Genomic DNA, 24,809 nt, shown 5'->3' on the forward strand with positions numbered 1-24,809 from the left:
CGGCACCGTCTCGCGCTGGCGCACCCCCGTGATCGACTCCACCACGTCACCCAGCGACTCCAGATGCTGGATGTTCACCGTGGATATGACGTCGATGCCGCTTTCGAGCAGCTCTTCGATGTCCTGCCAGCGCTTGGCGTTGCGCGAGCCCGGCACGTTCGTGTGGGCCAGCTCGTCCACGAGCGCCACGGCGGGGGCCCGGCGCAGGACCGTGTCCACGTCCATCTCGGTGAACGTCGCGCCCCGGTACTCCAGCTCCCTGCGCTCGACCTGCTCCAGGCCGCGAAGCTTGCCGCGTGCCATGGCCCCATTGTCTTCCTGAAACTGCTGTGTACGCAGCGTCGACCTTACGGCCAACAATCGCGGCAAAACGGATGAGGCGGGCGTTCTTGAGGGTCCTTGACACAACCCTGATGCGCCGGGCGCTCCGCTGGGTTCGCCGTGATCGGCCGTCGGGCGTCTGCGGCTTCGTCGTGGCTGGTCGCGCCCCGCGGCGGAGCCGCAAACAGACACAGCCCCGCGCCCCTTCGGGGCGCTCCCGCGAAGGCCCGTGGGCGTACGCGGAACGGCCTGTGGGCCCCCGGAGACTCCGGGGGCCCACAGGCCGGGGTGGTGTCAGCCCTTGGCCGCGACCAGGTGCTTCAGGGCGATGTTGAGCTTCAGGACGTTCACCCGGGGCTCCCCCATGAAGCCGAGGATGCGACCGTCGGTGTGGTCGTCGACCAGCTTCTCGACGTCCTTGACGTCCAGGTGGTTCCTCTCGGCGACGCGGTGCGCCTGGAGGTCGGCGTACTTCGGCGAGATGTGCGGGTCCAGGCCCGAGGCGGAGGACGTGACGGCGTCCACCGGGACGTCCGACGGCTCGATCTTGAAGTCGGCCGTCGAGTTGTCCTTGACGACGGCGTCCTGCGCGGCCTTCACCTGGGCGCACAGGCCGTCCTCGGCCTTGGGGTCGCAGACCTCGTTGCCGTCCTTGTCCTTCATGGACCCGGAGTCGCCCGAGAGGTTGGTCGCGCCGGACAGGAGCAGCTTGTACTGGGTGTTCACGCTGTTGCTGCCGAGGCCGTTGGACGGCCGGGGCTGGAACCACTTCAGGTCCGGGTCCGGCGTCTCCTGGCCCTTCTTCAGGGGCAGGTCGTAGCGCTGGCCGATCAGCTCGGAGCCGACGACCTTGCCGCCGTCCTTGATCTCGGAGCCGTTGGCCTTGTTGTGGAAGACGGCCTGGGCGACGCCGGTGACGACGAGCGGATAGATCACGCCGCAGACCACGGTCAGGACGAGCACGGCCCGCAGTCCCGCGCCCAGCAACCGGGCGGTGTTTCCGACGGAGTTATTCATGCCAAGTCACCCAATGCCGGGGATGAGGGAGAGGAGCAGGTCGATGATCTTGATGCCGATGAACGGCGCGATCAGACCGCCGATGCCGTAGATCCCGAGGTTGCGCCGCAGCATCCGGTCGGCGCTCATCGGCCGGTACTGGACGCCCTTCAGGGCCAGCGGGACCAGGGCCACGATGATCAGCGCGTTGAAGATGACGGCCGACAGGATCGCGGACTTGGGGCTGGACAGGTCCATGATGTTGAGCTTGTCCAGGCCCGGGTAGACCACCGCGAACATCGCCGGGATGATCGCGAAGTACTTCGCCACGTCGTTGGCGATCGAGAAGGTGGTCAGGGCGCCGCGCGTGATGAGCAGCTGCTTGCCGATCTCCACGATCTCGATGAGCTTGGTCGGGTTGGAGTCCAGGTCCACCATGTTCCCGGCCTCCTTGGCGGCCGAGGTGCCGGTGTTCATGGCCACGCCGACGTCGGCCTGCGCGAGCGCGGGCGCGTCGTTCGTGCCGTCACCCGTCATCGCCACGAGCTTGCCGCCGGCCTGCTCGCGCTTGATGAGCGCCATCTTGTCCTCGGGCGTGGCCTCCGCGAGGAAGTCGTCCACGCCCGCCTCGTCGGCGATCGCCTTGGCCGTCAGCGGGTTGTCACCCGTGATCATGACCGTCTTGATGCCCATGCGGCGCAGTTCGTCGAACCGCTCCCGCATGCCTTCCTTGACGACGTCCTTGAGGTGGATGACGCCGAGCACGCGGGCGCCCTCGGTGTCCTCGATCGCCACGAGCAGCGGGGTGCCGCCCGCCTGCGAGATCTTGTCGGTGAGCTCCTGGGCCTCGTCGGAGACCGTGCCGCCGCGCTCGCGGACCCAGGCGACGACCGAGCCGGTCGCGCCCTTGCGGACCTTGCGCCCGTCGACGTCCACACCCGACATCCGGGTCTGGGCGGTGAAGGCGATCCACTCCGCGCCGGTCAGCTCGCCCTGGTGGCGCTCGCGCAGGCCGTACTTCTCCTTGGCGAGGACCACGATGGAGCGGCCCTCGGGCGTCTCGTCGGCCAGCGAGGAGAGCTGGGCGGCGTCGGCCACTTCGGCCTCGGTGGTGCCCCGCACCGGTACGAACTCGGCGGCCTGGCGGTTGCCGAGCGTGATGGTGCCGGTCTTGTCGAGCAGCAGCGTGGAGACGTCACCGGCGGCCTCGACGGCGCGCCCGGACATCGCGAGGACGTTGCGCTGGACCAGGCGGTCCATGCCCGCGATGCCGATCGCGGAGAGCAGGGCGCCGATGGTCGTCGGGATGAGGCAGACCAGGAGCGCGCAGAGCACGATCATGGACTGCTCGGCACCGGCGTACACGGCGAACGGCTGGAGCGTGACGACCGCGAGCAGGAAGACGATGGTCAGCGAGGCGAGAAGGATGTTCAGCGCGACCTCGTTGGGCGTCTTCTGCCGAGCGGCGCCCTCGACGAGGTTGATCATCCGGTCGATGAAGGTCTCGCCGGGCTTCGTCGTGATCTTGATGACGACGCGGTCGGAGAGGACCTTCGTACCGCCGGTGACGGCCGAGCGGTCGCCGCCGGACTCGCGGATGACGGGCGCCGACTCACCGGTGATCGCCGACTCGTCGACGCTCGCCACGCCCTCGACGACGTCACCGTCGCCGGGGATGATGTCGCCCGCCTCGCAGACGACCAGGTCACCGATCCGGAGGTCGGTGCCGGGCACCTGCTCCTCGCTCTTGCCGTCGGCGGCCAGACGGCGCGCGACGGTGTCGGTCTTGGCCTTGCGCAGCGTGTCGGCCTGGGCCTTGCCGCGGCCCTCGGCGACCGCCTCCGCGAGATTGGCGAAGATCGTGGTCAGCCACAGCCACGCGGTGATCGTCCAGCCGAACCAGTCGCCCGGGTCCTTGAAGGCGAGCACGGTGGTGAGCACCGAGCCGATCAGGACCACGAACATCACGGGCGACTTGACCATGACCCGCGGGTCGAGCTTCCTGAGGGCGTCCGGGAAGGACTTCAGGAGCTGTGCCGGGTCGAAGAGACCGCCGCCGACCTTGTCGTCGTCCGGCTTGTGGCCGGTCGGCACGTCCTGGTGCGGCGCGCGCGTGGGAGTAGCGGTCGTCATGGAGCCGGGCTCCTCTTGCTTCCTGGTTTCGATGGTCATGACGCGAGACCCTCGGCGAGCGGTCCGAGCGCGAGCGCCGGGAAATACGTCAGACCGGTGATGATCATGATGGTGCCGACGAGGAGGCCCGTGAACAGCGGCTTCTCCGTGCGCAGGGTGCCCGCCGTCTTCGGGATCGGCCGCTGCTCGGCCAGGGATCCGGCGAGCGCGAGCACGAACACCATGGGCAGGAACCGGCCGAGGAGCATCGCGAGACCGATCGTGGTGTTGAACCACTGTGTGTCCGCGTTCAGGCCCGCGAAGGCCGAGCCGTTGTTGTTGGCGCCGGAGGTGAAGGCGTACAGGATCTCCGAGAAGCCGTGGGCGCCGCTGTTGGTCATCGAGTTCTTCGGCGTGTCCATCGCCATCGAGGCGCCGGTGAAGCCGAGGACGAGCGCGGGCGTGACGAGGATGTAGCAGGCCGCGAGCTTGATCTCGCGGGTGCCGATCTTCTTGCCCAGGTACTCGGGGGTGCGGCCGACCATCAGACCCGCGATGAAGACCGCGATGATCGCCATGATGAGCATGCCGTAGAGGCCGGACCCGACGCCGCCGGGTGCGATCTCGCCGAGTTGCATGCCCAGCATCGTGATCCCGCCGCCGAATCCGGTGTACGAGGAGTGGAAGGAGTTCACCGCGCCGGTCGAGGTGAGCGTGGTGGCCACCGCGAAGATCGACGAGCCGCCGACGCCGAAGCGCGTCTCCTTGCCCTCCATCGCCCCGCCCGCGAGGTCGAACGCCGGGCCGCCGTGGTGGAACTCGGTCCACATCATCAGCGCGGTGAAGCCGAGCCAGATCGTCACCATCGTGGCGAGGATCGCGTAGCCCTGCCGGATCGAGCCGACCATCCGGCCGAAGGTCCGGGTCAGCGCGAACGGAATCACCAGGATCAGGAAGATCTCGAAGAGGTTCGAGATCGGATTCGGGTTCTCGAAGGGGTGGGACGAGTTGGCGTTGAAGTAGCCGCCGCCGTTCGTGCCCAGTTCCTTGATGACTTCCTGGGAGGCGACCGCGCCGCCGTTCCACTGCTGTTCGCCGCCCAGGAACTGGCCGACCCCGTGAATGCCGGAGAAGTTCTGGATCGCGCCGCAGGCGACCAGGACGAGCGCGCCGATCACGGAGATCGGGATCAGGATGCGGACGACACCGCGGACCAGGTCGGTCCAGAAGTTGCCCAGCTCACCGGTGCGCGAGCGGGCGAAGCCGCGGACGAGCGCCACGGCGACGGCGATGCCGACGGCCGCGGAGACGAAGTTCTGCACCGCGAGACCGGCGGTCTGCACGACGTGGCCCATGGCCTGCTCGCCGTAGTACGACTGCCAGTTGGTGTTGGCGACGAACGACGCGGCGGTGTTGAACGCCTGGTCCGGGTCGATCGACTTGAAGCCGAGCGAGCCCGGCAGGGAGCCCTGGATCCGCTGCAGCAGGTACAGGAAGAGCAGGCTCGCCAGGGAGAAGGAGAGCACACCGCGCAGGTAGGCGGGCCAGCGCATCTGGGTGCCGGGGTTGGCGCCGATGCCCTTGTAGATCCACTTCTCGACGCGCAGGTGCTTGTCGGAGGAGTAGACGCCGGCCATGTAGTCGCCGAGCGGACGGTACGCGAGGGCCAGCGCGGCCACGAGCGCGAGCAGCTGGAGCACGCCAGCGAGGACGGGACTCATGTGGGGACTCAGAACCTCTCCGGGAACACAAGGGCGAGGACGAGATAGCCGAGGAGGGCGACGGCCACGACGAGGCCGACGATGTTTTCAGCGGTCACAGCTTCGCCACCCCCTTGGCGACGAGAGCCACCAGCGCGAAAACCGCGATCGTGGTGACGACGAAGGCCACGTCGGCCATCGTGTGCTCCTAGATGAGATTCGGAATTGCTGACGTCATGAGGAAACCGCCTCAATGGCGGGTTTCGATCGCCGTTGACGTCTCCCTAGCGGCCATTGGCGCGGCGTTGACGAATCTCTTACGGCGATACGTTCAACCAGTTCACACGCACGAAAACGCCCAGGGGCCGCACTCCCGAATCGGGAGTGCGGCCCCTGGGCTCGCGTCTCTTCGCGTCAGCTCTCGTGCCGGTGCCGACGGCTGTGTTGTCCGGCCGTCGTCGCCGTCAGCGGACCTCGGTGATCTCCGGTCCCCGGGCCAGCTGGCCCATGCCGCCGGAGAACCGCGAGGTCTCCTGGTCCTCCTGCTGGACGCCCTCGGCGACCATCTGCGCGTCGTCGGGCAGCTTGAGGACGATCGGGTCGCGCGGGGCCATCGGGCCCTCGCCGCGGACGACGACCGTGTCCCGGAAGATCTGCTCGAGCAGGCCCGCGGCCTGCGGCTGCACCGCGCCCTGCCCGGAGATCACTCCGCGCAGGAACCAGCGCGGGCCGTCCACGCCCACGAACCTGACGACCTGGAAGCCGCCCGTGCCGTCCGGCAGCTGTACCGGCACCTGCGCGCGCAGCTCCCAGCCGAGCGGCCCCTCGACCTCGTCGATGACCCCGCCCTGCTGGGTGATGCCGGAGGCGATCTCCTCGCGCACCTCGCCCCAGATGCCCTCCCGCTTGGGAGCGGCGAAGCCCTGCAGCTGGATGGCGCTGTCCTGGAGCACGACGGTGGCCGCGACGATCGCGTCACCCGCGACCTCCACGCGCAGCTCCATGCCCTCGACCCCCGGCACGAACAGACCGCCGAGGTCCACCCGGCCCTCGCCGGGCTCACGGACCTCGGAGTCGTCCCAGGGCCCGTCCGGGCGCGGCTCCGGCTCGAGGCGCACGCGCTGCGACGCCGCGTCCTCGGTCTCCGCGTCCTCCGTGCCGTCGACGACCTGCTCGGCCTCGCCCGCCGCGTCCTCGGCGGCACCGCTCTTCTTGCGACGTCCGAACACGTCACTGTCCTTCCCGGTCGGATACGACCGACGCGTATCGATTCCCACCCGTTTGTTCGCCCGAGCTGACGCCCACGGCGGCGTGACCGCCGGTGGACCCGAAGCCCCCCTCGGCCCGCGCCGAGCCGGGAAGCTCCGCCACCTCCTGGAAGCGCACCTTCTCGACCTGCTGGACGACCAGTTGGGCGATCCGGTCGAAGCGCTCGAACCGCACGCTGTCGCGCGGGTCGAGATTCACCACGATCACCTTGATCTCCCCACGGTACCCGGCATCAATCGTCCCTGGGGCATTCACCATGGCGACACCGCAGCGGGCGGCGAGACCGGACCGGGGGTGCACGAAGGCCGCGTACCCCTCGGGCAGGGCGATGGAAACCCCGGTCGGCAGCACCGCCCGCTCACCGGGCGCGAGTTCGCAGGCCTCGGTGGTGCGCAGATCGGCACCGGCGTCGCCGGGCATCGCGTACGCGGGCAGCGGTACGTCGGGGTCGACGCGCCTGATCAGCACGTCCAGGGGGGCACGGTCGGTCACGGGTTCACCTCGAAGGCGCGGGCGCGCCGGATCTGGTCCGGGTCGTTCATGGCCGCCCGGATCTCCTGGGGACGGCCGTTGTCGATGAAGTGGTCCACCTTCACCTCGATGAAGAGGGCGTCGGCACGGACGGCCAGCGGCCCGTCGGGGCCGCCGGTGCGCCCCTTGGCCCGCGAGTAGATCTTCCGTCCGGCGACGGCGGTGACCTCGGCCTCCAGGTGCAGCACCGTGCCGACGGGCACCGGCCGCACGAAGTCGGTCTCCAGGCGTCCGGTCACCGCGATCACCCGCAGCAGCCAGTTCAGGGAGCCGAGGGTCTCGTCGAGCGCGGTGGCGAGCACGCCGCCGTGGGCGAGACCGGGCGCACCCTGGTGCGCCTCGCGCACGGTGAACTCGGCGGTGACGGTGACGCCTTCGCCGGCCCGGGCCGCGAGGTGCAGCCCGTGGGCCTGGCCGTCCCCACAGCCGAAGCAGTGCGCGTAGTGCGCGCCGATCAGCTCCCCGGGCGCGGGCGCGTCGGGGTGGCGTACGGGGGGTATGGCGTCGGCCGGAGGCCGCAGGGCCGCATTGGTACCACTCACAGGCGCAGACCTTACCTCCGCGTCAGCGCACGTCGCGCACCATGCCAAGCTTGGCTTCATGCAGCCTTACGAAGAACGCCTGACCGCGCCGCGTTCGTGGTGGCTCGTCTCGGTGCTCGTCGGCATCGCGGCGGGCCTGACCGCGCTCCCGTTCGGCACCCTGCCGCTGCTCGGCGGCCTGGTCGCGGGCACGGCGCTCGCGGCGGTGCTCACCAGCGCGTACGGCTCGATGCGCATCCGGGTCGTGGCGGGCTTCCTGGTCGCGGGGGACGCCAAGATCCCGCTGACGGCGCTGGGCGCCGCCGAGCCCCTGGACGCGGCCGAGGCACGCGCCTGGCGGACCCACAAGGCCGACCCGCGCGCGTTCATGGTGCTGCGCAGCTACATCCCGACGGCGCTGCGCGTGGAGGTCACGGACCCCGAGGACCCGACTCCGTACGTGTACCTGTCGACCAGGAACCCGGAGGCGCTGGCGAAGGCGCTGGGGGCGGTCACTGCGGCGTAGCCCCGCCGGGGGCGGCGGGGAGCCGGAGGAGCGCCGGAGTGCGCCGACGGCTCAGGACTCCAGCTCCTTGGGGCCGGTGAGCGGCGGCAGCTCCTCCAGGGCGTCCCAGGGCACCTGCATGCGGCGCAGGTCGGTGCGGACGCGCTCCGCGAGCTTCTTCGTGTCGCGGCGGTTCATGAACGCCCCGACCGCGGCTCCGACCATGAACGGCATCAGGTTCGGCAGGTTCCGCACCATCCGCTTCATGATCTGCTGGCGCAGCTCGCGCTTCATCTGGCCGCCGAGCGCGGCGTTTATCGACGCGGGCTTGGCCACGTCGATCCCGCGCTCCTCGGTCCACGACCGCAGGTACTCCGTGCTGCGCTGCTTGAGGGTGCCGGGCGGACGCCGTCCGTAGACCTCGTGCAGCTCGGCGATGAGCTTCAGCTCGATCGCGGCGACGCCGGTGATCTCGGCGGCGAGCTCGGCGGGCATGGCCGGCGGCACCGGCAGCATGGCGGCGGCGCCGACTCCGGCGCCCACCGTGGAGGTCGCGTTCGCCGCGCCCGTGATGAGTTTGTCCGCGAGCTGCTCGGGGCCGAGGCCCGGGAACTGCTTGCGGAGGGTGGCCAGGTCCCGGACGGGGACCCGCGGGGCGTTCTCGATGATCCGGTCGGCCAGGTAGCCGATGCCGGCCTTGGCTCCGCGGCCACCGCGGAGCGCCCCGTTCTTCAAGCCGTTCGCGACGGCGGAGAAACGCTTGCCCTTGGTCGTGGGGCCCTCGTCTTCCGCCGTCGTCGCGGTCTGCACGGCCTCGACGGCCGTGTGCGGCGACGGCGCCGCCGCGTGGTGCACGAGCGCGGGGACCGCCTCGTACGCCGTCTCAGCGCCGTTCTGCGCCCTGGCGGGGCCCTGGTGGCCGACGGGGTCGGCCGGGTCCGCCCCCGACGCGTCGACGGGCCTGAGCGAGGCCCCAGGGCCCCGCTCGGCGTCCGTCGCGCCGGGTGGCACGGCTGCGTCCGCTTCGTGGTCGCCGAAGCGGTTCTTCCCAGGCGGGGTCGAACCTGTCACGGCTGACCTCGTCTCAGTCGCAGTCGCGGCAGATCGGCTGACCGTTCTTCTCCCGGGCCAGCTGGCTGCGGTGGTGCACCAGGAAGCAGCTCATGCAGGTGAACTCGTCCTGCTGCTTGGGGAGCACGCGCACGGCGAGCTCCTCGTTGGACAGGTCCGCTCCGGGCAGCTCGAGGCCTTCTGCGGCCTCGAACTCGTCGACGTCGACGGCCGAGGAGGACTTGTCGTTCCTCCGGGCCTTCAGCTCTTCAAGGCTGTCCGAGTCGACGTCGTCGTCGGTCTTGCGTGGGGTGTCGTAGTCCGTTGCCATGTCGCTCTCCCCCTCTGGGTGTCTGCGGTGTCTCAGCGCACGTAACGCGTGAGAGGCCGGACTTGTGCCCGACCTGAGGCGGAGATTTTGCCTCACATCAAGGTCTGTTACTCAATCGACACCCAACCGCACCCCTGAAGAGGTGATCGGTTTGGATGGCGATCGGGACCGTACACGGTCCGAATGTCGCACTTCACGGGCGCCACCCCGTGTACTTCCCGTGATCAAGACCCTCGAAAACCCGGATTTTCCCGGCTTTCCGACGACTTTCGCGGTCACGGAGAGTAGATGGCCAAAAATTCGCCTCTGTGATCGATCACACACGAAATTGACAGGATCAGATCCCGAAAATTCCGCTCAAAGCGAACATCCGGCGCGTCACGGCGGCAGCATCTCAGATCGGCAGGGTGACGCGCATCACGAGCCCACCCCCCTCACGAGGCTCCGCGATGATACGGCCCCCGTGGGCGCGCGCCACCGACCGGGCGATGGACAGGCCGAGACCCACCCCCTTGTCGCTGCCGGTGCGCTCCGTACGGAGCCTGCGGAAGGGCTCGAAGAGGTTGTCGATCTCGTACGCGGGGACCACGGGTCCGGTGTTCGTCACCACGAGCACGGCCTGGCCGTGCTGGGCCTCCGTGGTGACCTCGACCCAGCCCTCTTCCTTCACGTTGTACCGGACGGCGTTCTGGACGAGGTTGAGCGCGATGCGCTCGAGCAGGACGCCGTTGCCCTGCACGATCGCGAGGCCGCGCTCGCCGCGGATCTCGACGCCCTTCTCGTCGGCCTCGGAGCGCGCCTGGTCGACGGCGCGGTTGGCGACCTCGGCGAGGTCCACGGGCTTGCGCTCGACGATCTGGTTGTCGCTGCGGGCGAGCAGCAGCAGGCCCTCCACGAGCTGCTCGCTGCGCTCGTTGGTGGCGAGCAGCGTCTTGCCGAGCTGCTGGAGCTCGGGCGGCGCGTTCGGATCGGAGAGCTGCACTTCGAGGAGCGTGCGGTTGATCGCGAGCGGGGTGCGCAGCTCGTGCGAGGCGTTCCCGACGAAGCGCTGCTGGGCCGTGAAGGCGCGCTCCAGGCGGTCCAGCATCTCGTCGAAGGTGTCGGAGAGCTCCTTCAACTCGTCGTCGGGGCCGTCCAGTTCGATGCGGCGCTTGAGGTCCGTGCCCGCCACGCGGCGCGCGGTACGGGTGATGCGGCCGAGCGGCGAGAGGACGCGGCCCGCCATCGCGTACCCGAAGGCGAAGGCGATCACGGCGAGGCCGAGCAGGGCGAGCAGCGAGCGGCTCAGGAGGTTGTCCAGGGCGTGCTGGCGCTGCTCGTTCACGCACGCGTTCATCGCCGCGTTGAACTCGTCGGGCGAGGCGCGGCTCGGCAGCTCGCAGACCTTGCTCTCCACCCGGCCCGAGACGATCTTGAAGGGCAGCTCACTGCCCACGTTGAGCGCCTGCGCGGCGAGCAGGTAGATGATCGAGAGCAGCAGGATGCCCGCGATCAGGAACATGCCGCCGTACAGGAGCGTGAGCCTTATGCGGATGGTGGGGCGCAGCCACGGGAAGGGCGGTTCGACCTTCCGGGGGTCCCACGTCGGCTTGGGGGGCGCCGCTGGCGGCGCCGGTGTCGCGGCCACCGGAGATCAGATCCGGTAGCCCGAGCCGGGCACCGTGACGATGACGGCGGGCTCACCGAGCTTGCGGCGCAGGGTCATGACCGTGACCCGGACGACGTTCGTGAACGGGTCCGTGTTCTCGTCCCAGGCCTTCTCCAGGAGCTGCTCGGCGGAGACCACGGCGCCCTCGCTGCGCATCAGGACCTCAAGGACCGCGAACTCCTTCGGCGCCAGCTGGATCTCCCGGCCCTCGCGGAACACCTCGCGGCGGTTCGGGTCGAGCTTGATGCCCGCGCGCTCCAGGACGGGCGGCAGCGGCACGCTGGTGCGCCGGCCCAGGGCCCGGACGCGTGCCGTCAGCTCGCTGAACGCGAACGGCTTGGGCAGGTAGTCGTCGGCGCCGATCTCCAGGCCCTCCACGCGGTCGCTGACGTCGCCGGAGGCGGTGAGCATCAGGACGCGCGTCGGCATGCCGAGCTCGACGATCTTGCGGCAGACGTCGTCGCCGTGCACGAGCGGGAGGTCGCGGTCCAGGACGACCACGTCGTAGTCGTTCACGCCGATGCGCTCCAGGGCGGCCGCACCGTCGTACACGACGTCGACGGCCATGGCCTCCCGGCGCAGTCCGGTGGCCACCGCATCGGCGAGCAGCTGCTCGTCCTCGACGACGAGTACGCGCACGTCGCTGTCCTTCCTCTGTGCCCGGCCCCGGTTCTCCCGTGGGCGGGCAGGTCTGATCTGGGGGTGAGACCTCCATCCTGCCCCTTTCGGCCATAAACCGGCTGTAAGACGGCCGGTGCCCCTGGGAACACGGGAATTTCTCGGACTTCCGCCCGCGTTTGAGGTTTCCCTGAGGAGGGCCGGGGGGAGGACGGCCTGTACACCCCGCGATCACGCTTCGTATGTGATGCGCCACGGCGCGCTCCACGCAGCGTCATCGGACGTGATCGCCGCTTCTCGGGCACACCCCCGTGCCACCGACCCACACGACCCAGCCGAGGGGGCGCAACCATGGACGCATTCACCGCAGGTCTCCTGCAGCGCATAAAGGCCACGGAATCCGACCTCGCGCAGGCCCGCGAGACGGGCGACGACTTCCTGGCCGAGGTCGAGCTGGCCGAGCTGGAGGACCTGCACCGCCTGGCCGCCGAGCACGGTGTGGAGGTCGCCGTCTCGTCCTCCTGACCGGCCGACACGTGACACGTCAGGGCCCCGGCACCGCGCTCCTGCGGGGTGCCGGGGCCCTGACGTGTGCTCCGCGAGCCGTGCGGGTCCTCAGTCGTGCCAGGCGCCCCGCTCGTCCAGGAACGTCTGCAGCTGCTCGAAGAGGCCGGGCGGGCCCGCCACCGTCAGCTCGGTGGACAGGGCCTCGCCGGGGCGGCCGCCGGTGCGGGCGCCCGCCTCGCGCGCGATGAGGTCTCCGGCGGCGAAGTCCCAGTCGTTCAGGCCGCGTTCGTAGTACGCGTCCAGGCGGCCCGCCGCCACGTCGCACAGGTCGATGGCCGCCGAGCCGGCGCGGCGGATGTCCCGCACGCGCGGCAGCAGCTCCCGGGCGACCTCGGCCTGCTGGGCGCGGCGCTCCGCGACGTACCCGAAGCCGGTGCCGATCAGGGCCTGGTCGAACGGGGGCGCAGGACGGACGCGCACCTGCCGGTCGTTGACGTACGCGCCCTGGCCGAGGACCGCGCGGAACGTCTCGCCGCGCACGGGCGCGTGCACGACGCCGACGAGGGTCTCGCCGCCCGCGCGCGCGGCGATGGACACCGCCCAGTCGGGGCGGCCGTACAGGTAGTTCACGGTGCCGTCGATCGGGTCGATCACCCACTGGACGCCGCTGCTGCCCTCGAAGCTCGCGCCCTCCTCGCCGAGCACGCCGTCATCGGGCCTGCGGGCGGCGAAGAAGTCCGTGATGAGCTTCTCGGACGCGATGTCCATCTCGGTGACGACGTCGACGGCGCTGCTCTTCGTGGCGGCCACCCCCAGGTCGTCCGGGCGGCCGTCGCGCAGCAGCTCACCGGCGCGGTGCGCGGCTTCCAGGGCGACGGCGAGGAGTTCGGCCTTCAGGCCGTCCTGAGCGGTGGTGCGGTCGGTCACGGGGGCTCCTCAGACGAACGGGCTGTCGGCGCCCGCGGCGGCGGGCTTGGGGGTGCGCGCGGGGCAGCAGCCCACCGGGCACAGGTCGTGGCCTGCGCCGAGCGCGCCCAGGGCACAGGGCGTCACCGCGCGCCCGCTCTCGGCCGCCGCGCGCTCCAGGACCAGCTCGCGCACCGCGGCGGCGAACCGCGGGTCGGCGCCCACGGTGGCCGAGCGCCGCACCGGCAGGCCCAGCTCGGCCGCCTTCGCCGTGGCCTCGGTGTCGAGGTCGTACAGGACCTCCATGTGGTCCGACACGAAGCCGATCGGGACCATCACCACGGCGGGCGCCCCGGCGCCGTGCCGCTCCTCCAGGTGGTCGCAGATGTCGGGCTCCAGCCACGGGATGTGCGGGGCTCCGGAGCGCGACTGGTAGACCAGCTCCCAGGGGCGGTCGACGCCGGTCTCCGCGCGCACGGCGTCCACGATGACGCGGGCGACGTCCAGGTGCTGTCTCACATACGCCCCGCCGTCCCCGTGGTCGGCCGGCGGGCCCGAGGTGTCGGCGGCGGCCGTCGGGATGGAGTGCGTGGTGAACGCCAGGTGCGCGCCGTCCCGCACCTCGTCGGGGAGGTCGGCGAGGGACTCCAGGACGCCGTCGACCATGGGGCGCACGAAGCCCGGGTGGTTGAAGTAGTGCCGCAGCTTGTCCACGCGCGGGGGCTCCAGGCCCTCTTCCTGGAGGGTCGTGAGGGCGTCCGCGAGGTTCTCGCGGTACTGACGGCAGCCCGAGTACGAGGCGTACGCGCTGGTGGTGAGGGTGAGCACGCGGCGGTGGCCGTCGCGCGCCAGGTCCCGGAGGGTGTCCGTCAGGTACGGCGCCCAGTTGCGGTTGCCCCAGTAGACGGGCAGGTCCAGGCCGTGGTCCGCGAAGTCCTTGCGCAGGGCGTCCAACAGGGCGCGGTTCTGGTCGTTGATGGGGCTGACGCCGCCGAAGAGGAAGTAGTGCTGCCCCACCTCCTTCAGGCGCTCCTTGGGGATGCCGCGGCCCCGCGTCACGTTCTCCAGGAACGGAACGACATCGTCCGGGCCTTCGGGCCCGCCGAACGAGAGCAGCAGCAGGGCGTCGTACGGAGTGGGATCCAGTGGGGAATCCAGCGCATCGGACATGTCTTTGATCCTGCCACTCGCCACTGACAGCCGGAAAACGGCGGTACTCCCCACCGGGGACGACGCGGCTTCGCCACCGGGGACGACGCGGCTTCCCCAGCGCCGACGGCCCGGCTTCCCTCGCCGCAGACGGCCGCTCCCTGCCGTCGGGAGGGCCGGGTGGGAAGAATCGGGTGGGGTGAGCCGGGCGGGGAGAGCCGGGTGGAGAGAGCCGGAAATTACCGGTGCGCCGGAGGCCTGCGCGGCCGTAAGCTGTATCAGCCATCTTCACGCCTTACCGGAGCCGCGCGACCCCTCACGGGTCGGCCGCCCCTGCGCCCCCGCGGAGTCCACGTGCCGAGCCCCTACCGCGCCATCTTCGCCGCCCCCGGCAGCAAGGGCTTCTCCGCCGCCGGATTCATCGGGCGGATGCCGCTGTCGATGATGGGCATCGGCATCGTGACGATGGTCTCCCAGATCACCGGGCGGTACGGCCTCGCGGGCGCCCTGTCCGCCACCGTCGCGCTCTCGGCCGCCGCGATCGGCCCCCAGATATCCCGGCTCGTGGACCGGCACGGCCAGCGCCGGGTGCTGCGGCCCGCGACCCTGGTGACGCTCGTCGCCGTCGCAGGGCTGCTGCTCGCCGCGCGGCTTGAGCTGCCGGACTGGACGCTGTTCGTCTTCGCCGCGGTGGCGGGCAGCGTGCCGAGCCTCGGCTCGATGGTCCGGGCGCGCTGGGCGGCCCTGTACCGCGACACCCCGCAGCTGCACACGGCGTACTCCTTCGAGTCCGTCGTGGACGAGATCTGCTTCATCTTCGGGCCGATCATCTCGATCGGCCTGTCCACGGTGTGGTTCCCCGAGTCGGGGCCGCTCCTCGCCGCCGTCTTCCTCGCCGTGGGCGTCTTCTGGCTGACCGCGCAGCGCGCCACCGAGCCGGTGCCGCACCCGCGCGAACACCACACCCGGGAGTCGGCCCTGCGCTCCCCCGGCCTCCAGGTCCTGGTCGCCGCGTTCGTCGCCACGGGCACGATCTTCGGCGCCGTGGACGTGGTCACGGTGGCCTTCGCCGAGGAGGAGGGCCGCAAGAGCGCCGCGAGCCTGGTCCTCGCCGTGTACGCGCTCGGCTCGTGCCTCGCCGGTGTCGGCTTCGGGCTCATGCACTTCAAGGGGTCGCCCGCGCGCAGGTGGGTGGTGGGCCTCTGCGCGATGGCCGTGAGTATGATCCCGCTGCAACTGGTCGGGAGCCTGCCGTTCCTGGCCGCGGCGCTCTTCCTCGCGGGCCTTTCCATCGCACCGACGATGATCACGACCATGGCCCTCGTCGAACAGCACGTACCACGCGCGAAGCTGACCGAGGGCATGACCTGGGTCAGCACCGGACTCGCCGTCGGGATCGCGCTCGGCTCCTCCGCGGCCGGCTGGGTGATCGACGCCGCGGGACCGAGCGCCGGGTACGGCGTGGCGGGCGTGGCCGGGGCGCTCGCGGCCGCGGTCGGATTCCTGGGGTATCGCCGGCTGAAGCGGCCGGATCCGCGACGGGGAGGGACCCATGAGCAGGGCAACGGGCAGAGGCACGGGCGCGGCAGCGACCAGCGGGAGGAGTCGAGCGGCGTGGCGTAACTGGGCGGGCACCGTCAGCGCGCACCCCGCGCGCGAGGCGACGCCCGCCTCGGTCGACGAGCTCGTCGCGGCGGTCCGCGGGGCCAGGGCCGACGGCCTGACCGTGAAGCCCGTGGGCACCGGCCACTCCTTCACGGCCGCCGCCGCGACCGACGGCCTGCTGATACGTCCCGACCTGCTCACCGGCATCCGCGCGATCGACCACGCCGCGGGCACCGTCACCGTCGAGGCGGGCACCCCGCTCAAGCGCCTGAACGCCGCGCTCGCCCGCGAGGGCCTGTCGCTGACGAACATGGGCGACATCATGGAGCAGACCGTCTCCGGAGCCGTCAGCACCGGGACGCACGGCACGGGCCGCGACTCCGCGTCGGTCGCCGCCCAGATCGCGGCGCTCGAACTGGTCACCGCGGACGGCGAGATCCTCACCTGCTCCCGGGACGAGCACCCCGACGTCTTCGCCGCCGCGCGCGTGGGCCTCGGCGCGCTCGGCGTCATCAGCGCGATCACGTTCTCCGTAGAGCCCCTCTTCCTCCTGAGGGCCCGCGAGGAGCCGATGACCTTCGACCAGGTCACCAGGTCGTTCGACGAACTCGTCACCGAGAACGAGCACTTCGAGTTCTACTGGTTCCCGCACACCGACAACTGCAACACCAAGCGCAACAACCGCAGCCTGGGCCCCGCTGACCCGCCGGGCGCGATCAGCGCCTTCGTAGAGGACGAACTGCTCTCCAACGGCCTCTTCCAGGTCGTCAATTCGCTCGGCCGCGCCGTGCCCGCGACCATCCCGTCCATCGCCAAGATCTCCAGCAAGGCCCTGTCGGCCCGCACCTACACGGACATCCCGTACAAGGTCTTCACCAGCCCCCGGCGGGTGCGCTTCGTGGAGATGGAGTACGCCGTCCCGCGCGAGGCGCTCGTGGACACGCTGCGGGAGCTGAGGACGATGATCGAGCGCTCCCCGCTGCGCGTCAGCTTCCCCGTGGAGGTCCGCACGGCGCCCGCCGACGACATCACGCTCTCCACGGCGTCCGGCCGCGACAGCGCGTACATCGCCGTGCACCTCTACAGGGGCACGCCTTTCCGCACGTACTTCAGCGCCGCGGAGCAGATCTTCGTCGCCCACGAAGGGCGGCCCCACTGGGGCAAGCTACACACCCGCGACGCCGCGTACTTCGCCGAGGCCTACCCGCGCTTCGCCGAGTTCACGGCGCTGCGCGACCGCCTCGACCCGGACCGGCTCTTCGCCAACGCCTATCTGCGGCGGGTCCTCGGCGACTGAGCCTCCGGGCCGTGGCGGTCGCGCCGCTCACTGCTCGGACGACTGCTGCTCCCCCTGGAGGCCGTTCCCGCCGCCGTTCGACGGCGTGGGTGTCGGCGTCGGGGTCGGGGTCGGAGTGGGCGTCGGAGTGGGCGTAGGCGTCGGGTCGACCTTCGAACCGCCGTCGTCCTTGCCGCCGTCGTCGTCCTTGCCGCCCTGGTCCTTGCCGGTGTCGGTCCCGGTGTCCGAGCCGGTGTCGTCGCCCGGCGAGGGCGTGCCGGTGGGGTCCTTGGAGGTGTCGTCGCCCTCCTTGGAGCCGTCGTCCGTGCCGGAAGTGCCCTGGTCGGTGGGCTGGTCGGAGTCGTCGCCCGGCTGCGGGCCGTCCGACTTGGAGGACGAGTTCTTGCCCTTCACGAAGTCGCCGATGGACGTGCTCTTGTCGTCACCGCTGAAGCTCTGGCCGCTCACCAGCTCGTACGTGGTGATGCCGGTGAGCGCCACTCCGAAGACGACGGCGGCGGCGACCAGGGGCCGCTTCCAGCTCGTCACCCGCGCGCGGTGCGTGGTGCCCTCGGTGAACTCGTCCGACGGGAGCGGCGGTTGCGGCGGGCCGGGAACCGACGGGCCGGTGGCGCGCAGCACTTGGGTCCGCTGGTCGCGCGGCAGCAGCTGGGTCGCGTCCACGGACCCGAGGAACTGCGTCTGTTCGGCGTCCGCGGACGCGGCGGGCAGGACGGTGGTGGGATCACCGGCCCCGGCCCCGGCCCCGGCCCCGACCGCGGGCAGGGCGACCGTCGGATCGGCCGCCGCCATCGGCAGCGCGGCCGTCGGGTCGGCCGCACCGGCCATGGGCAGTGCGGTCGTCGGGTCGGCGTCCGGGGCGTGGCGGCCCGCCGACTGCCTGCCCCACGTGGTGGTCACCGGCCCCGTGCCGGTCGCGTAGCCCGACGGGGGCCCGGAAGGCGTGGCTCTGAAGGCCTCGGGCACCGGTGTGGCCGCCGTCACCGGCACCTGCTGCGCCTTCGGCTTGGCCTGCACCGCGACGTCGCGTATCTGCTCGCCCGTGCGCTTGAAGAAGTGCTGGAAGACCGTGCCGCCGCAGGTGGCGATGCCACTCACCAGACCGGCGCCGAGGATCGTTCCGTACACGCCGAAGCTGGACGCGAGCTTCGCGGCCAGGACGGCGGCCACGGCGCTGCCCGCCACCTGCGGCACGCTCAGGTCGAGCCGCTTCTTCGGCGCGTCCTCCGACGTGCCTTCCGAGGTGTCCTCCGACGTCCCGCCGGTATCCGGCTTCCCACGCATCTCCGACTCTTGCCGCCTTTCTCGCCTTGCCGACTTCGCTGCTGATTCGCGTACGAGTCACGCGAGTCACATGAGAAAGGGACGTACGTCCGAAGAAAATAGTTCCGTTTCTGGCGTTTACGTGAAGAGCGCCACCTGCGCGCGGGGCGTTCGCGCCCCTTGCCGCCATCAACTCCCTTCACCCGGGAGAAGTTCGGCGGCGTGCCGGTCCACCCGGGTGGCCCGAATGGAGTAGTGTTGCGAGCCCTGGGTCCGGTCTCCAGCCAGGGTGCCCGGGGCCAGCCAGGACCGCCGGGAGGGGGCCCGCTGCACAGGGTGACGGAACTTGGTCACTTAGCGTTGCGAATAGGTAACCGTGCCATAACGGCGATCCAGGGCCCATGCCCGACACGCCGGGCAACTCGGCAAGGTTGTGGCAGGCTGCACCCGGGCAGGCCACACTCGACTAGCGGAAGCAGCGACGCACGTGACGTCGGCAGGCACCACCCGGGAGGTCCCCATGCCCGAACTGCGTGTCGTGGCCGTCAGCAACGACGGCACACGGCTGGTGCTGAAGGCTGCGGACAGCACGGAGTACACGCTTCCCATCGACGAACGGCTCCGCGCCGCCGTACGCGGCGACCGCCCGAGACTCGGCCAGATCGAGATCGAGGTGGAGAGCCACCTCCGACCCCGGGACATCCAGGCCCGTATACGCGCTGGGGCCAGCGCGGAAGAAGTCGCCTCGCTCGCCGGCATCCCCGTCGACCGCGTCCGCCGCTTCGAGGGCCCCGTGCTCGCCGAGCGCGCCTTCATGGCCGAGCGCGCCCGGAAGACCCCCGTGCGCCGCCCCGGCGAGAACACCGGACCCCAGCTCGGCGAGGCCGTCCAGGAGCGGCTGCTGCTGCGCGGCGCCGACAAGGAATCCGTCCAGTGGGACTCCTGGCGCCGCGACGACGGCACCTGGGAGGTGCTGCTCGTCTACCGCGTCGCCACCGAGCCGCACTCCGCGAGCTGGACGTACGACCCGCCGCGCCGCCTCGTCCAGGCCGTCGACGACGAGGCCCGCGCCCTCATCGGCGAGACCGACGACATCGCCGCGCCCGAGCCCAGCTTTCCGTTCGTGCCGCGCATCGCCCGGCTGCCCCGGGACCGGCCGCTGGAGCGCACCCTCGACCGCCCCGGCACCCCGGCGCCCGAGCCCGCGGAGGAGCCGGGCCCGAGCGGGGCGATCGCCGAGCAGGAGCGCGACTCCCTGACCAGCCTCCTGGAGGCGGTGCCGAGCTTCCGGGGCGACATGGTCGTCCCGGAGCGCCCCACCACCGCACCCTCCGAACTGCCGTCCGCACAGGACGAGCCGGAGCAGGAGCCCGAGGCCGAGGAGCCCCCGGCGTCCGCGGCGTCGGCCGGTTCGGCGTACGCGGACGTGCTGATGCCGCGCGCCGTGGCCAGCCACCGCGAGCGCCTGGTCGGCTCCACGGACCGCCAGGCCGAGGCGGACGGCGTCCGGCCCGGCCGCCGCGCCGCCGTGCCGAGCTGGGACGAGATCGTCTTCGGCACCCGCCGCAAGAAGCAGGAGTAGCCGCGCGGAGGTGGAGGAACCATCCTCCGCCCGCCGCCGCGGACACACCGAAGGGTCCGTACGCAAGATCCGTACGGGCCCTTCACATGACACTCACGTGTCACAGAGCGTGACAGGTGGTCGCTTACGGAGCGTGAGCATCGCGCCGCGATGCTCGGCCCCGCGAGCGCCGACGACGCCCCTTTACTGCGGATCCGGTCCCTTCGCCACCGGACGGGACGCGTCCGATGACCACTCCGACCACGAACCGACGTACAGCGCCGCCGGAATGCCCGCCACCGCGAGGGCGAGGACCTCGTGGGCGCCCGAGACGCCCGAGCCGCAGTACACCCCCACCTCCGGGGCGTCGGCGGCACCCAGGGCCGTGAAGCGGGCCGTCAGCTCCCCGGCCGGACGGAACCGGCCATCCTCGGAGACGTTCTCCGTCGTGGGGGCCGAGACCGCGCCCGGGATGTGACCGCCCACGCGGTCGATCGGCTCGACGTCGCCCCGGTAGCGCTCCGCGGCCCGGGCGTCCAGGAGCAGCCCCGAGCGGGCCACGGCGGCCGCGCCGTCCGCGTCCAGCCGGGCCACCGAGTCGGGGACCGGCTTGAACGTGCCCTCCTCGGGCGGCCGCACGTCACCGGACTCCAGCGCGCCGCGCCACGCCGCGAGCCCGCCGTCCAGGACGCGCACCGACGGATGCCCCGCCCAGCGCAGCAGCCACCAGGCGCGCGCCGCGGCCCAGCCCTGGCCGCCGTCGTACACGACCACGCTCCGGTCGCCGGAGACGCCCGCCGCCCGCATCACCGCGCCGAAGCGCTCGGCGTCCGGCAGCGGATGCCGGCCGGCCGCTCCGGCCGGACCGGCGAGTTCGGCGTCCAGGTCGACGAAGACCGCCGACGGGATGTGCGCCTCCTCGTAGGCGGGGCGCTGGTGCGGCCCGCCGAGCTGCCAGCGGACGTCGAGGAGCACTGGCGGATTCCCGCCCGCCAGGTCGCTCGCGAGTTGGGATGCGGAGATGATGGCATTCATAAGGCCCAACCTTGCCCACGGGGTGGCCGCCGCGTCCAGGTCCGGCTAGCCTGCTCGGCCGGACCCGCCCGAACACGTGGCGTACGGAACCGGGCACGCCCTGTACCGAAGACGGACACGGCTCGGCAATCGCACGTTTACGGATGGGAAACGGCAGACCGGGCATCCTCCGCCAGGAAACGGGAAAGGGCGGCGCGGCCGGGGGGCGCCGGGCGGCGGGTGGTGCAAGCATCTGCACGGACGGGCATGCGCGCGGCCAGGGTACGCGCGTTCGAAAGGCGAATCGAAGCGGAGTGGCGACGGCTGACCGACGGCGGGTGACGGTGGCGGACGGCAGCGGGCGGACGAGCGACGTCATGGAGCAGATGACGGATCGCGGGTCCGGTCCCCTGGCGTCGGCCGTCCGCGACCGCCGTGAGCCACCGGCGCCACGAGGGCCCGAGGAGAGAGTGACGATGACCGAGGCACGGTGGCCGGACAGCCGACGCGTACGGACCGCGCGGCCCGCACCCGGCACGCCCTGCTGGGTGAGCCTGATGGCACACGACCTGACCGCGACCCAGGAGTTCTACGCGCAGCTCTTCGGCTGGACGTACCGGCCCGGGCCGCAGCAGCTGGGTCCCTACGTGCGCGCCTTCCTCGGCGAGTGCGAGGTGGCCGGGATCGGCGAGCTGCCGGCCGACCGGCGGCTGCCCATCGCCTGGACCCCGTATCTGGCGTCGGACGACGCGGGCGAGACGGCGGAGATGGCGCGGCACTGCGGCGGCACGGTCGGCGTCGGCCCGCTGGACGCGGCCGAGGCCGGGCGGATGGCGATCGCGTCGGACCCCGCGGGCGCGGTGTTCGGCATCTGGCAGCCCGCGGAGCACCTGGGCACCGCGGTGGCCGGGGTGCCGGGCGCGCCCGCCTGGAACGAGCTGGTGACCCGGGAGACGGGCGAGGTCGCCAAGTTCTACCGGACGCTGTTCGGCTACACCGAGGAGGCGTCCGGCGGCCCGGACGCGGACTTCCTGACGTTCTTCCTGGAGGGCCGGGCGGTGGCGTCGGTGCAGGGCGTCGGGAACGCGCTGCCGCGCGACCGGGGCGCGTACTGGATGACGTACTTCGAGACCGCGGACGTGGACGCGGCGGCGGCGCGGGTGGTCGGCCTCGGCGGCCGTGTCGTGCGTCCCGCGCGCGAGAGCGCGTACGGCCGGATCGCGACGGTCGCCGACCGGGAGGGCGCGGTGTTCACGCTCGTGCACTCCGAGCGGTCCTGCCAGGAGCCCGCGGCGACGGTCTGACGGCCGCGGCGCGGGTGCCCTAGGAGCGTTCCAGGGTGCCCACGGCGCTGTCGCTGTCGAGCGGCAGGACGTCCGGCGACAGGGCGCCCGCGTGGGCGGACGCGGCGGTCATGCGACGGCGGTGGTGACGGCGGCACACGACTTCGTAACCCACCTCGTCGGCCGCGTGGTTGACGTCTCCGACGACGACCTGGGCGCCTTCGACGACCATGTGGCCGCCGACGGTGCGGGCGTTGTGGGTGGCACGGGCGCCGCACCAGCACAGGGCCTCGACCTGGAGGACCTCTATGCGGTCGGCGAGCTCGACGAGCCGCTGGGAGCCGGGGAAGAGCCGGGTGCGGAAGTCGGTGGTGATGCCGAAGGCGAAGACGTCCAGGCCGAGGTCGTCGACCACGCGCGCGAGCTGGTCGACCTGCTCCGGGGTGAGGAACTGCGCCTCGTCGACGATGACGTAGTCGGCGCGGCCGCCCTGGGAGAGGCGCTCGACGAGGTGGGCGTAGAAGTCGAGGCCGTCGGCGACTTCGAGGGCCTGGGTGACGAGGCCGAGACGGGAGGAGAGCTTGCCCGCGCCCGCGCGGTCGTTGCGCGCGAAGATCAGCCCCTCGAGGCCGCGTGCCGAGCGGTTGTGCTCGATCTGCAGCGCGAGGGTGCTCTTCCCGCAGTCCATCGTTCCGGAGAAGAACACCAGCTCAGGCATGGGGAGTTGAGGGCCTTTCATCGTGTGGGGGGGTGCGGGGGCGCCGGGCGGCTAGGAGCGTACTTCGAGCAGCGGTACGAGCTGCTCGGCGGGGGTCATGGAACCGTGGTTGCCGACCATCGCGGACTCGTGGGGCTCGGTGCGGGACGCGATGATCAGGGCGTCGTCGTGCGCGGCGGCCACGACGTCGCCGATGCGGCCGTGGACGCGCTCGTCGACGCGCGGGCCGAACCACCCCGCCGCTATGGCCTCCTCGCGTCCGGCCACCCAGAAGCGCTCGCCCAGGACCTCCCGCCAGACGGTGAGGACGTCGGCCTCGGCACCGGGGACGGCGTAGACGTGCCGGGCACGGCCCTCGCCGCCGAGCAGCGCGACGCCCGCGCACAGCTCCCAGTCCTCGTCGAAGTCGATCCGGGACTCTTCGTCGAAGGGGATGTCGACCATGCCGTGGTCGGCGGTGACGTACAGGGCGCTGCGCGGCGGGAGTTGCTCGGCGAGGCGCTGCACGAGGCGGTCGACGTACATGAGCTGGCCGCGCCAGGCGTCGGAGTCGAGGCCGAAGCGGTGGCCCTTGCCGTCGACCTCCGCGTAGTACGTGTAGACCAGGGAGCGGTCACCGGCGGCGAGCTGCTCGGCGGCGAGGTCCATGCGGTCCTCGCCGGACAGCCGGCCGCGGAAGGTGCCGCCGCTCAGGGCGATCTTGGTGAGCGGCGTGTGCTCGAAGGTCGGCGAGGAGACCTGGGCGGTGTGGACGCCCGCCTCGTGGGCCCGCTGGAAGATCGTGGGGTACGGCTGCCAGGCGTGCGGGTCGGTCCACGGCTTCCAGCGGAGCTGGTTCATCAGCTCGCCGGTGTCGGGGTTGCGGGCGGTGTACCCGGGCAGGCCGTGGGCGCCCGGGGGCAGGCCGGTGCCGACGGAGGCGAGGGAGGTGGCCGTGGTGGCGGGGAAGCCCGCGGTGATGGGGCGTCCGGTGCCGCCGCGCGAGGAGGCCAGGAGCGAGGTCAGGAAGGGCGCTTCGGCGGGGTGGGCGCGCAGCTGCTCCCAGCCGAGCCCATCGATGAGGAAGACGCAGTTCCGGTCGGCGGGGGCCAGCTCGGCGATCGTCGGCGCGAAGCCGTCGACCTCCTGGTGGGCGACGAGGGTGGGCAGCAGGTCGGCGAGCGACCCGGTGCCGTACTCGGGCAGCGGCGCGGTGGCGAGGTCCAGGGGCTGGGCGTCGTCCCAGCCGCCGGTCCAGTCGGCTGTGACCATCAGCGGGCGGCGCCCGTGCTGCCGGCGGTGGCCGCCGTGGCCTCGGAGAGGGCCTGGGCGAAGGCGAGGGTCTGGCGGACCGTGTCGGGGCCGTCGCCGGCCTCGCTGACGCGCAGGCTGAGGTCGTCGGCGGTGGAGCTGCCCGTGTAGCCGTGGTCGGCCTCGCAGTTGGGGTCGCCGCAGGCGGCCGGTTCGAGGTCGATGCGGGACACGGCGCCCCAGCCGATGGTGAGGACGACCTCACGGGGCAGGGAGCCGGGAACGTACTTCTCGGGGTTGGCGACGACGCGGCTGACGACGACCGACGAGATCCGGCCGATCTTCACCGACTCGGTGGAGGTCGTGGCGTACGGAGTCGGCGAGGTGCTGTCGGCCGCCTGCTCGTCGGTGTGGCTGACGATGAAGCGGGTGTCGGTGAGGACGAGCACCGTCACGTGACGCCGTACTTCGTTGGCGTCGAAGGTGGTCTCCTGGTGGACCAGGTACGACCCGATGGTCTCGCCGCCGACCGCGGCCTCCACCGCCTCGGCCACGAGGGCCGGGTAGTAGCCGCTGCGCTCGATCGCCGCGCGCAGCCCCTGGGTCGTGGTACCGGTCTTTGCCATGACGCCCATCCTACGGCCCGGCGCCTGCCCCGAGGTGCGCGGTGGCCG

The 24,809-nt window shown here is 71.6% G+C and carries 24 protein-coding genes and 1 pseudogene; 6 read left to right on the forward strand and 19 right to left on the reverse strand.

The window, feature by feature from the left end; genetic code table 11:
• From IG74_RS46070 to IG74_RS0122680, 8 genes and pseudogenes are all read right to left on the reverse strand, one after another.
• Positions 1-288 (reverse strand): annotated as a pseudogene (locus IG74_RS46070) (histidine kinase); the annotation flags it as partial.
• 327 nt (positions 289-615) lie between these two features.
• Complete coding sequence (locus IG74_RS0122645) at positions 616-1,338, reverse strand: potassium-transporting ATPase subunit C (RefSeq protein ID WP_030680266.1); 723 nt, start codon at positions 1,336-1,338, stop codon at positions 616-618.
• 6 nt (positions 1,339-1,344) lie between these two features.
• Positions 1,345-3,489 carry a potassium-transporting ATPase subunit KdpB gene (gene kdpB, locus IG74_RS0122650; RefSeq protein WP_030680269.1) on the reverse strand — a complete coding sequence of 715 codons (2,145 nt, stop codon included), beginning with the start codon at positions 3,487-3,489 and terminating at the stop codon, positions 1,345-1,347.
• Entirely contained in the window at positions 3,486-5,150 is a 1,665-nt protein-coding gene (gene kdpA, locus IG74_RS0122655; RefSeq protein ID WP_030680272.1) for a potassium-transporting ATPase subunit KdpA, read from the reverse strand. The genes kdpB and kdpA overlap by 4 nt, the downstream gene beginning before the upstream one ends.
• Before the next feature lie 8 nt (positions 5,151-5,158).
• Complete coding sequence (kdpF, locus tag IG74_RS48750) at positions 5,159-5,248, reverse strand: K(+)-transporting ATPase subunit F (RefSeq protein ID WP_033264828.1); 90 nt, start codon at positions 5,246-5,248, stop codon at positions 5,159-5,161.
• A gap of 345 nt (positions 5,249-5,593) precedes the next feature.
• Positions 5,594-6,358: a DUF3710 domain-containing protein gene (locus IG74_RS0122670; protein WP_030680274.1), complete on the reverse strand. Its 765-nt coding sequence runs from the start codon at positions 6,356-6,358 to the stop codon at positions 5,594-5,596.
• A 1-nt stretch (position 6,359) separates the two neighbouring features.
• Positions 6,360-6,890: a dUTP diphosphatase gene (dut, locus tag IG74_RS0122675; RefSeq protein WP_030680277.1), complete on the reverse strand. Its 531-nt coding sequence runs from the start codon at positions 6,888-6,890 to the stop codon at positions 6,360-6,362.
• Positions 6,887-7,471, reverse strand: coding sequence for a PaaI family thioesterase (locus IG74_RS0122680; protein ID WP_030680279.1), 585 nt, complete (start codon positions 7,469-7,471; stop codon positions 6,887-6,889). The genes dut and IG74_RS0122680 overlap by 4 nt, the downstream gene beginning before the upstream one ends.
• A gap of 58 nt (positions 7,472-7,529) precedes the next feature.
• Between IG74_RS0122680 and IG74_RS0122685 the strand changes: the two genes are divergently transcribed.
• The gene (locus IG74_RS0122685; RefSeq protein ID WP_030680281.1) at positions 7,530-7,976 is read left to right on the forward strand and encodes a DUF3093 domain-containing protein; all 447 of its coding nucleotides are present in this window, start codon (positions 7,530-7,532) and stop codon (positions 7,974-7,976) included.
• 51 nt (positions 7,977-8,027) lie between these two features.
• On the opposite strand, the gene IG74_RS0122690 is transcribed toward IG74_RS0122685, so the two are convergent.
• From IG74_RS0122690 to IG74_RS0122705, 4 genes are all read right to left on the reverse strand, one after another.
• Positions 8,028-9,026 carry a hypothetical protein gene (locus IG74_RS0122690; RefSeq protein WP_030680285.1) on the reverse strand — a complete coding sequence of 333 codons (999 nt, stop codon included), beginning with the start codon at positions 9,024-9,026 and terminating at the stop codon, positions 8,028-8,030.
• A gap of 13 nt (positions 9,027-9,039) precedes the next feature.
• Entirely contained in the window at positions 9,040-9,336 is a 297-nt protein-coding gene (locus IG74_RS0122695) for a DUF4193 domain-containing protein (RefSeq protein WP_030680288.1), read from the reverse strand.
• A 394-nt stretch (positions 9,337-9,730) separates the two neighbouring features.
• Entirely contained in the window at positions 9,731-10,963 is a 1,233-nt protein-coding gene (locus IG74_RS0122700; protein ID WP_030680290.1) for a sensor histidine kinase, read from the reverse strand.
• 6 nt (positions 10,964-10,969) lie between these two features.
• Positions 10,970-11,623, reverse strand: coding sequence for a response regulator transcription factor (locus IG74_RS0122705; RefSeq protein ID WP_030680296.1), 654 nt, complete (start codon positions 11,621-11,623; stop codon positions 10,970-10,972).
• Between the two features lie 330 nt (positions 11,624-11,953).
• Between IG74_RS0122705 and IG74_RS52775 the strand changes: the two genes are divergently transcribed.
• On the forward strand, positions 11,954-12,127 hold the full coding sequence (locus tag IG74_RS52775) for a hypothetical protein (protein ID WP_199818877.1): 174 nt from the start codon (positions 11,954-11,956) through the stop codon (positions 12,125-12,127).
• Between the two features lie 90 nt (positions 12,128-12,217).
• On the opposite strand, the gene IG74_RS0122715 is transcribed toward IG74_RS52775, so the two are convergent.
• Together IG74_RS0122715 and IG74_RS0122720 are read right to left on the reverse strand one after the other, a co-directional pair.
• Positions 12,218-13,036: an inositol monophosphatase family protein gene (locus IG74_RS0122715; RefSeq protein WP_030680298.1), complete on the reverse strand. Its 819-nt coding sequence runs from the start codon at positions 13,034-13,036 to the stop codon at positions 12,218-12,220.
• A gap of 9 nt (positions 13,037-13,045) precedes the next feature.
• Positions 13,046-14,185 (reverse strand): ferrochelatase, encoded by a 1,140-nt coding sequence (locus tag IG74_RS0122720; RefSeq protein WP_030680300.1) that lies wholly within the window; start codon positions 14,183-14,185, stop codon positions 13,046-13,048.
• Positions 14,186-14,518: 333 nt separating this feature from the next.
• Here IG74_RS0122720 and IG74_RS0122725 point away from each other — a divergent pair, with 333 nt between their 5' ends.
• Both IG74_RS0122725 and IG74_RS0122730 read left to right on the forward strand, forming a co-directional pair.
• Entirely contained in the window at positions 14,519-15,787 is a 1,269-nt protein-coding gene (locus IG74_RS0122725) for an MFS transporter (protein ID WP_030680301.1), read from the forward strand.
• A complete protein-coding gene (locus tag IG74_RS0122730) occupies positions 15,717-17,066 on the forward strand; it encodes a D-arabinono-1,4-lactone oxidase (protein ID WP_030680304.1) in 1,350 nt (449 codons plus the stop codon). Before IG74_RS0122725 ends, IG74_RS0122730 begins: the two co-directional genes overlap by 71 nt.
• Before the next feature lie 27 nt (positions 17,067-17,093).
• Here the strand turns inward: IG74_RS0122730 and IG74_RS0122735 are convergent, their stop codons facing one another.
• Positions 17,094-18,350 (reverse strand): hypothetical protein, encoded by a 1,257-nt coding sequence (locus tag IG74_RS0122735; protein WP_051855170.1) that lies wholly within the window; start codon positions 18,348-18,350, stop codon positions 17,094-17,096.
• A 499-nt stretch (positions 18,351-18,849) separates the two neighbouring features.
• Here IG74_RS0122735 and sepH point away from each other — a divergent pair, with 499 nt between their 5' ends.
• Positions 18,850-19,911 carry a septation protein SepH gene (gene sepH, locus IG74_RS0122740; RefSeq protein ID WP_030680309.1) on the forward strand — a complete coding sequence of 354 codons (1,062 nt, stop codon included), beginning with the start codon at positions 18,850-18,852 and terminating at the stop codon, positions 19,909-19,911.
• Between the two features lie 183 nt (positions 19,912-20,094).
• Here sepH and IG74_RS0122745 read toward each other — a convergent pair whose 3' ends face one another.
• Positions 20,095-20,925 carry a sulfurtransferase gene (locus IG74_RS0122745; protein WP_030680312.1) on the reverse strand — a complete coding sequence of 277 codons (831 nt, stop codon included), beginning with the start codon at positions 20,923-20,925 and terminating at the stop codon, positions 20,095-20,097.
• A gap of 455 nt (positions 20,926-21,380) precedes the next feature.
• Here IG74_RS0122745 and IG74_RS0122750 point away from each other — a divergent pair, with 455 nt between their 5' ends.
• Positions 21,381-22,208 (forward strand): VOC family protein, encoded by an 828-nt coding sequence (locus IG74_RS0122750; RefSeq protein WP_030680315.1) that lies wholly within the window; start codon positions 21,381-21,383, stop codon positions 22,206-22,208.
• A gap of 19 nt (positions 22,209-22,227) precedes the next feature.
• Here the strand turns inward: IG74_RS0122750 and IG74_RS0122755 are convergent, their stop codons facing one another.
• The 3 genes from IG74_RS0122755 to IG74_RS0122765 are packed head-to-tail and all read right to left on the reverse strand — an operon-like array spanning position 22,228 to position 24,761.
• Positions 22,228-22,905, reverse strand: a complete 678-nt coding sequence (locus IG74_RS0122755) for a thymidine kinase (RefSeq protein ID WP_030680318.1) — start codon at positions 22,903-22,905, stop codon at positions 22,228-22,230.
• Between the two features lie 51 nt (positions 22,906-22,956).
• Complete coding sequence (locus IG74_RS0122760) at positions 22,957-24,156, reverse strand: alkaline phosphatase family protein (RefSeq protein ID WP_030680333.1); 1,200 nt, start codon at positions 24,154-24,156, stop codon at positions 22,957-22,959.
• Positions 24,156-24,761 (reverse strand): DUF5998 family protein, encoded by a 606-nt coding sequence (locus tag IG74_RS0122765; protein WP_030680336.1) that lies wholly within the window; start codon positions 24,759-24,761, stop codon positions 24,156-24,158. The genes IG74_RS0122760 and IG74_RS0122765 overlap by 1 nt, the downstream gene beginning before the upstream one ends.
• Positions 24,762-24,809 lie beyond the last annotated feature (48 nt).

Source organism: Streptomyces sp. NRRL B-1347 (assembly GCF_000720325.1).
In the GTDB taxonomy this organism is placed as follows: domain Bacteria; phylum Actinomycetota; class Actinomycetes; order Streptomycetales; family Streptomycetaceae; genus Streptomyces.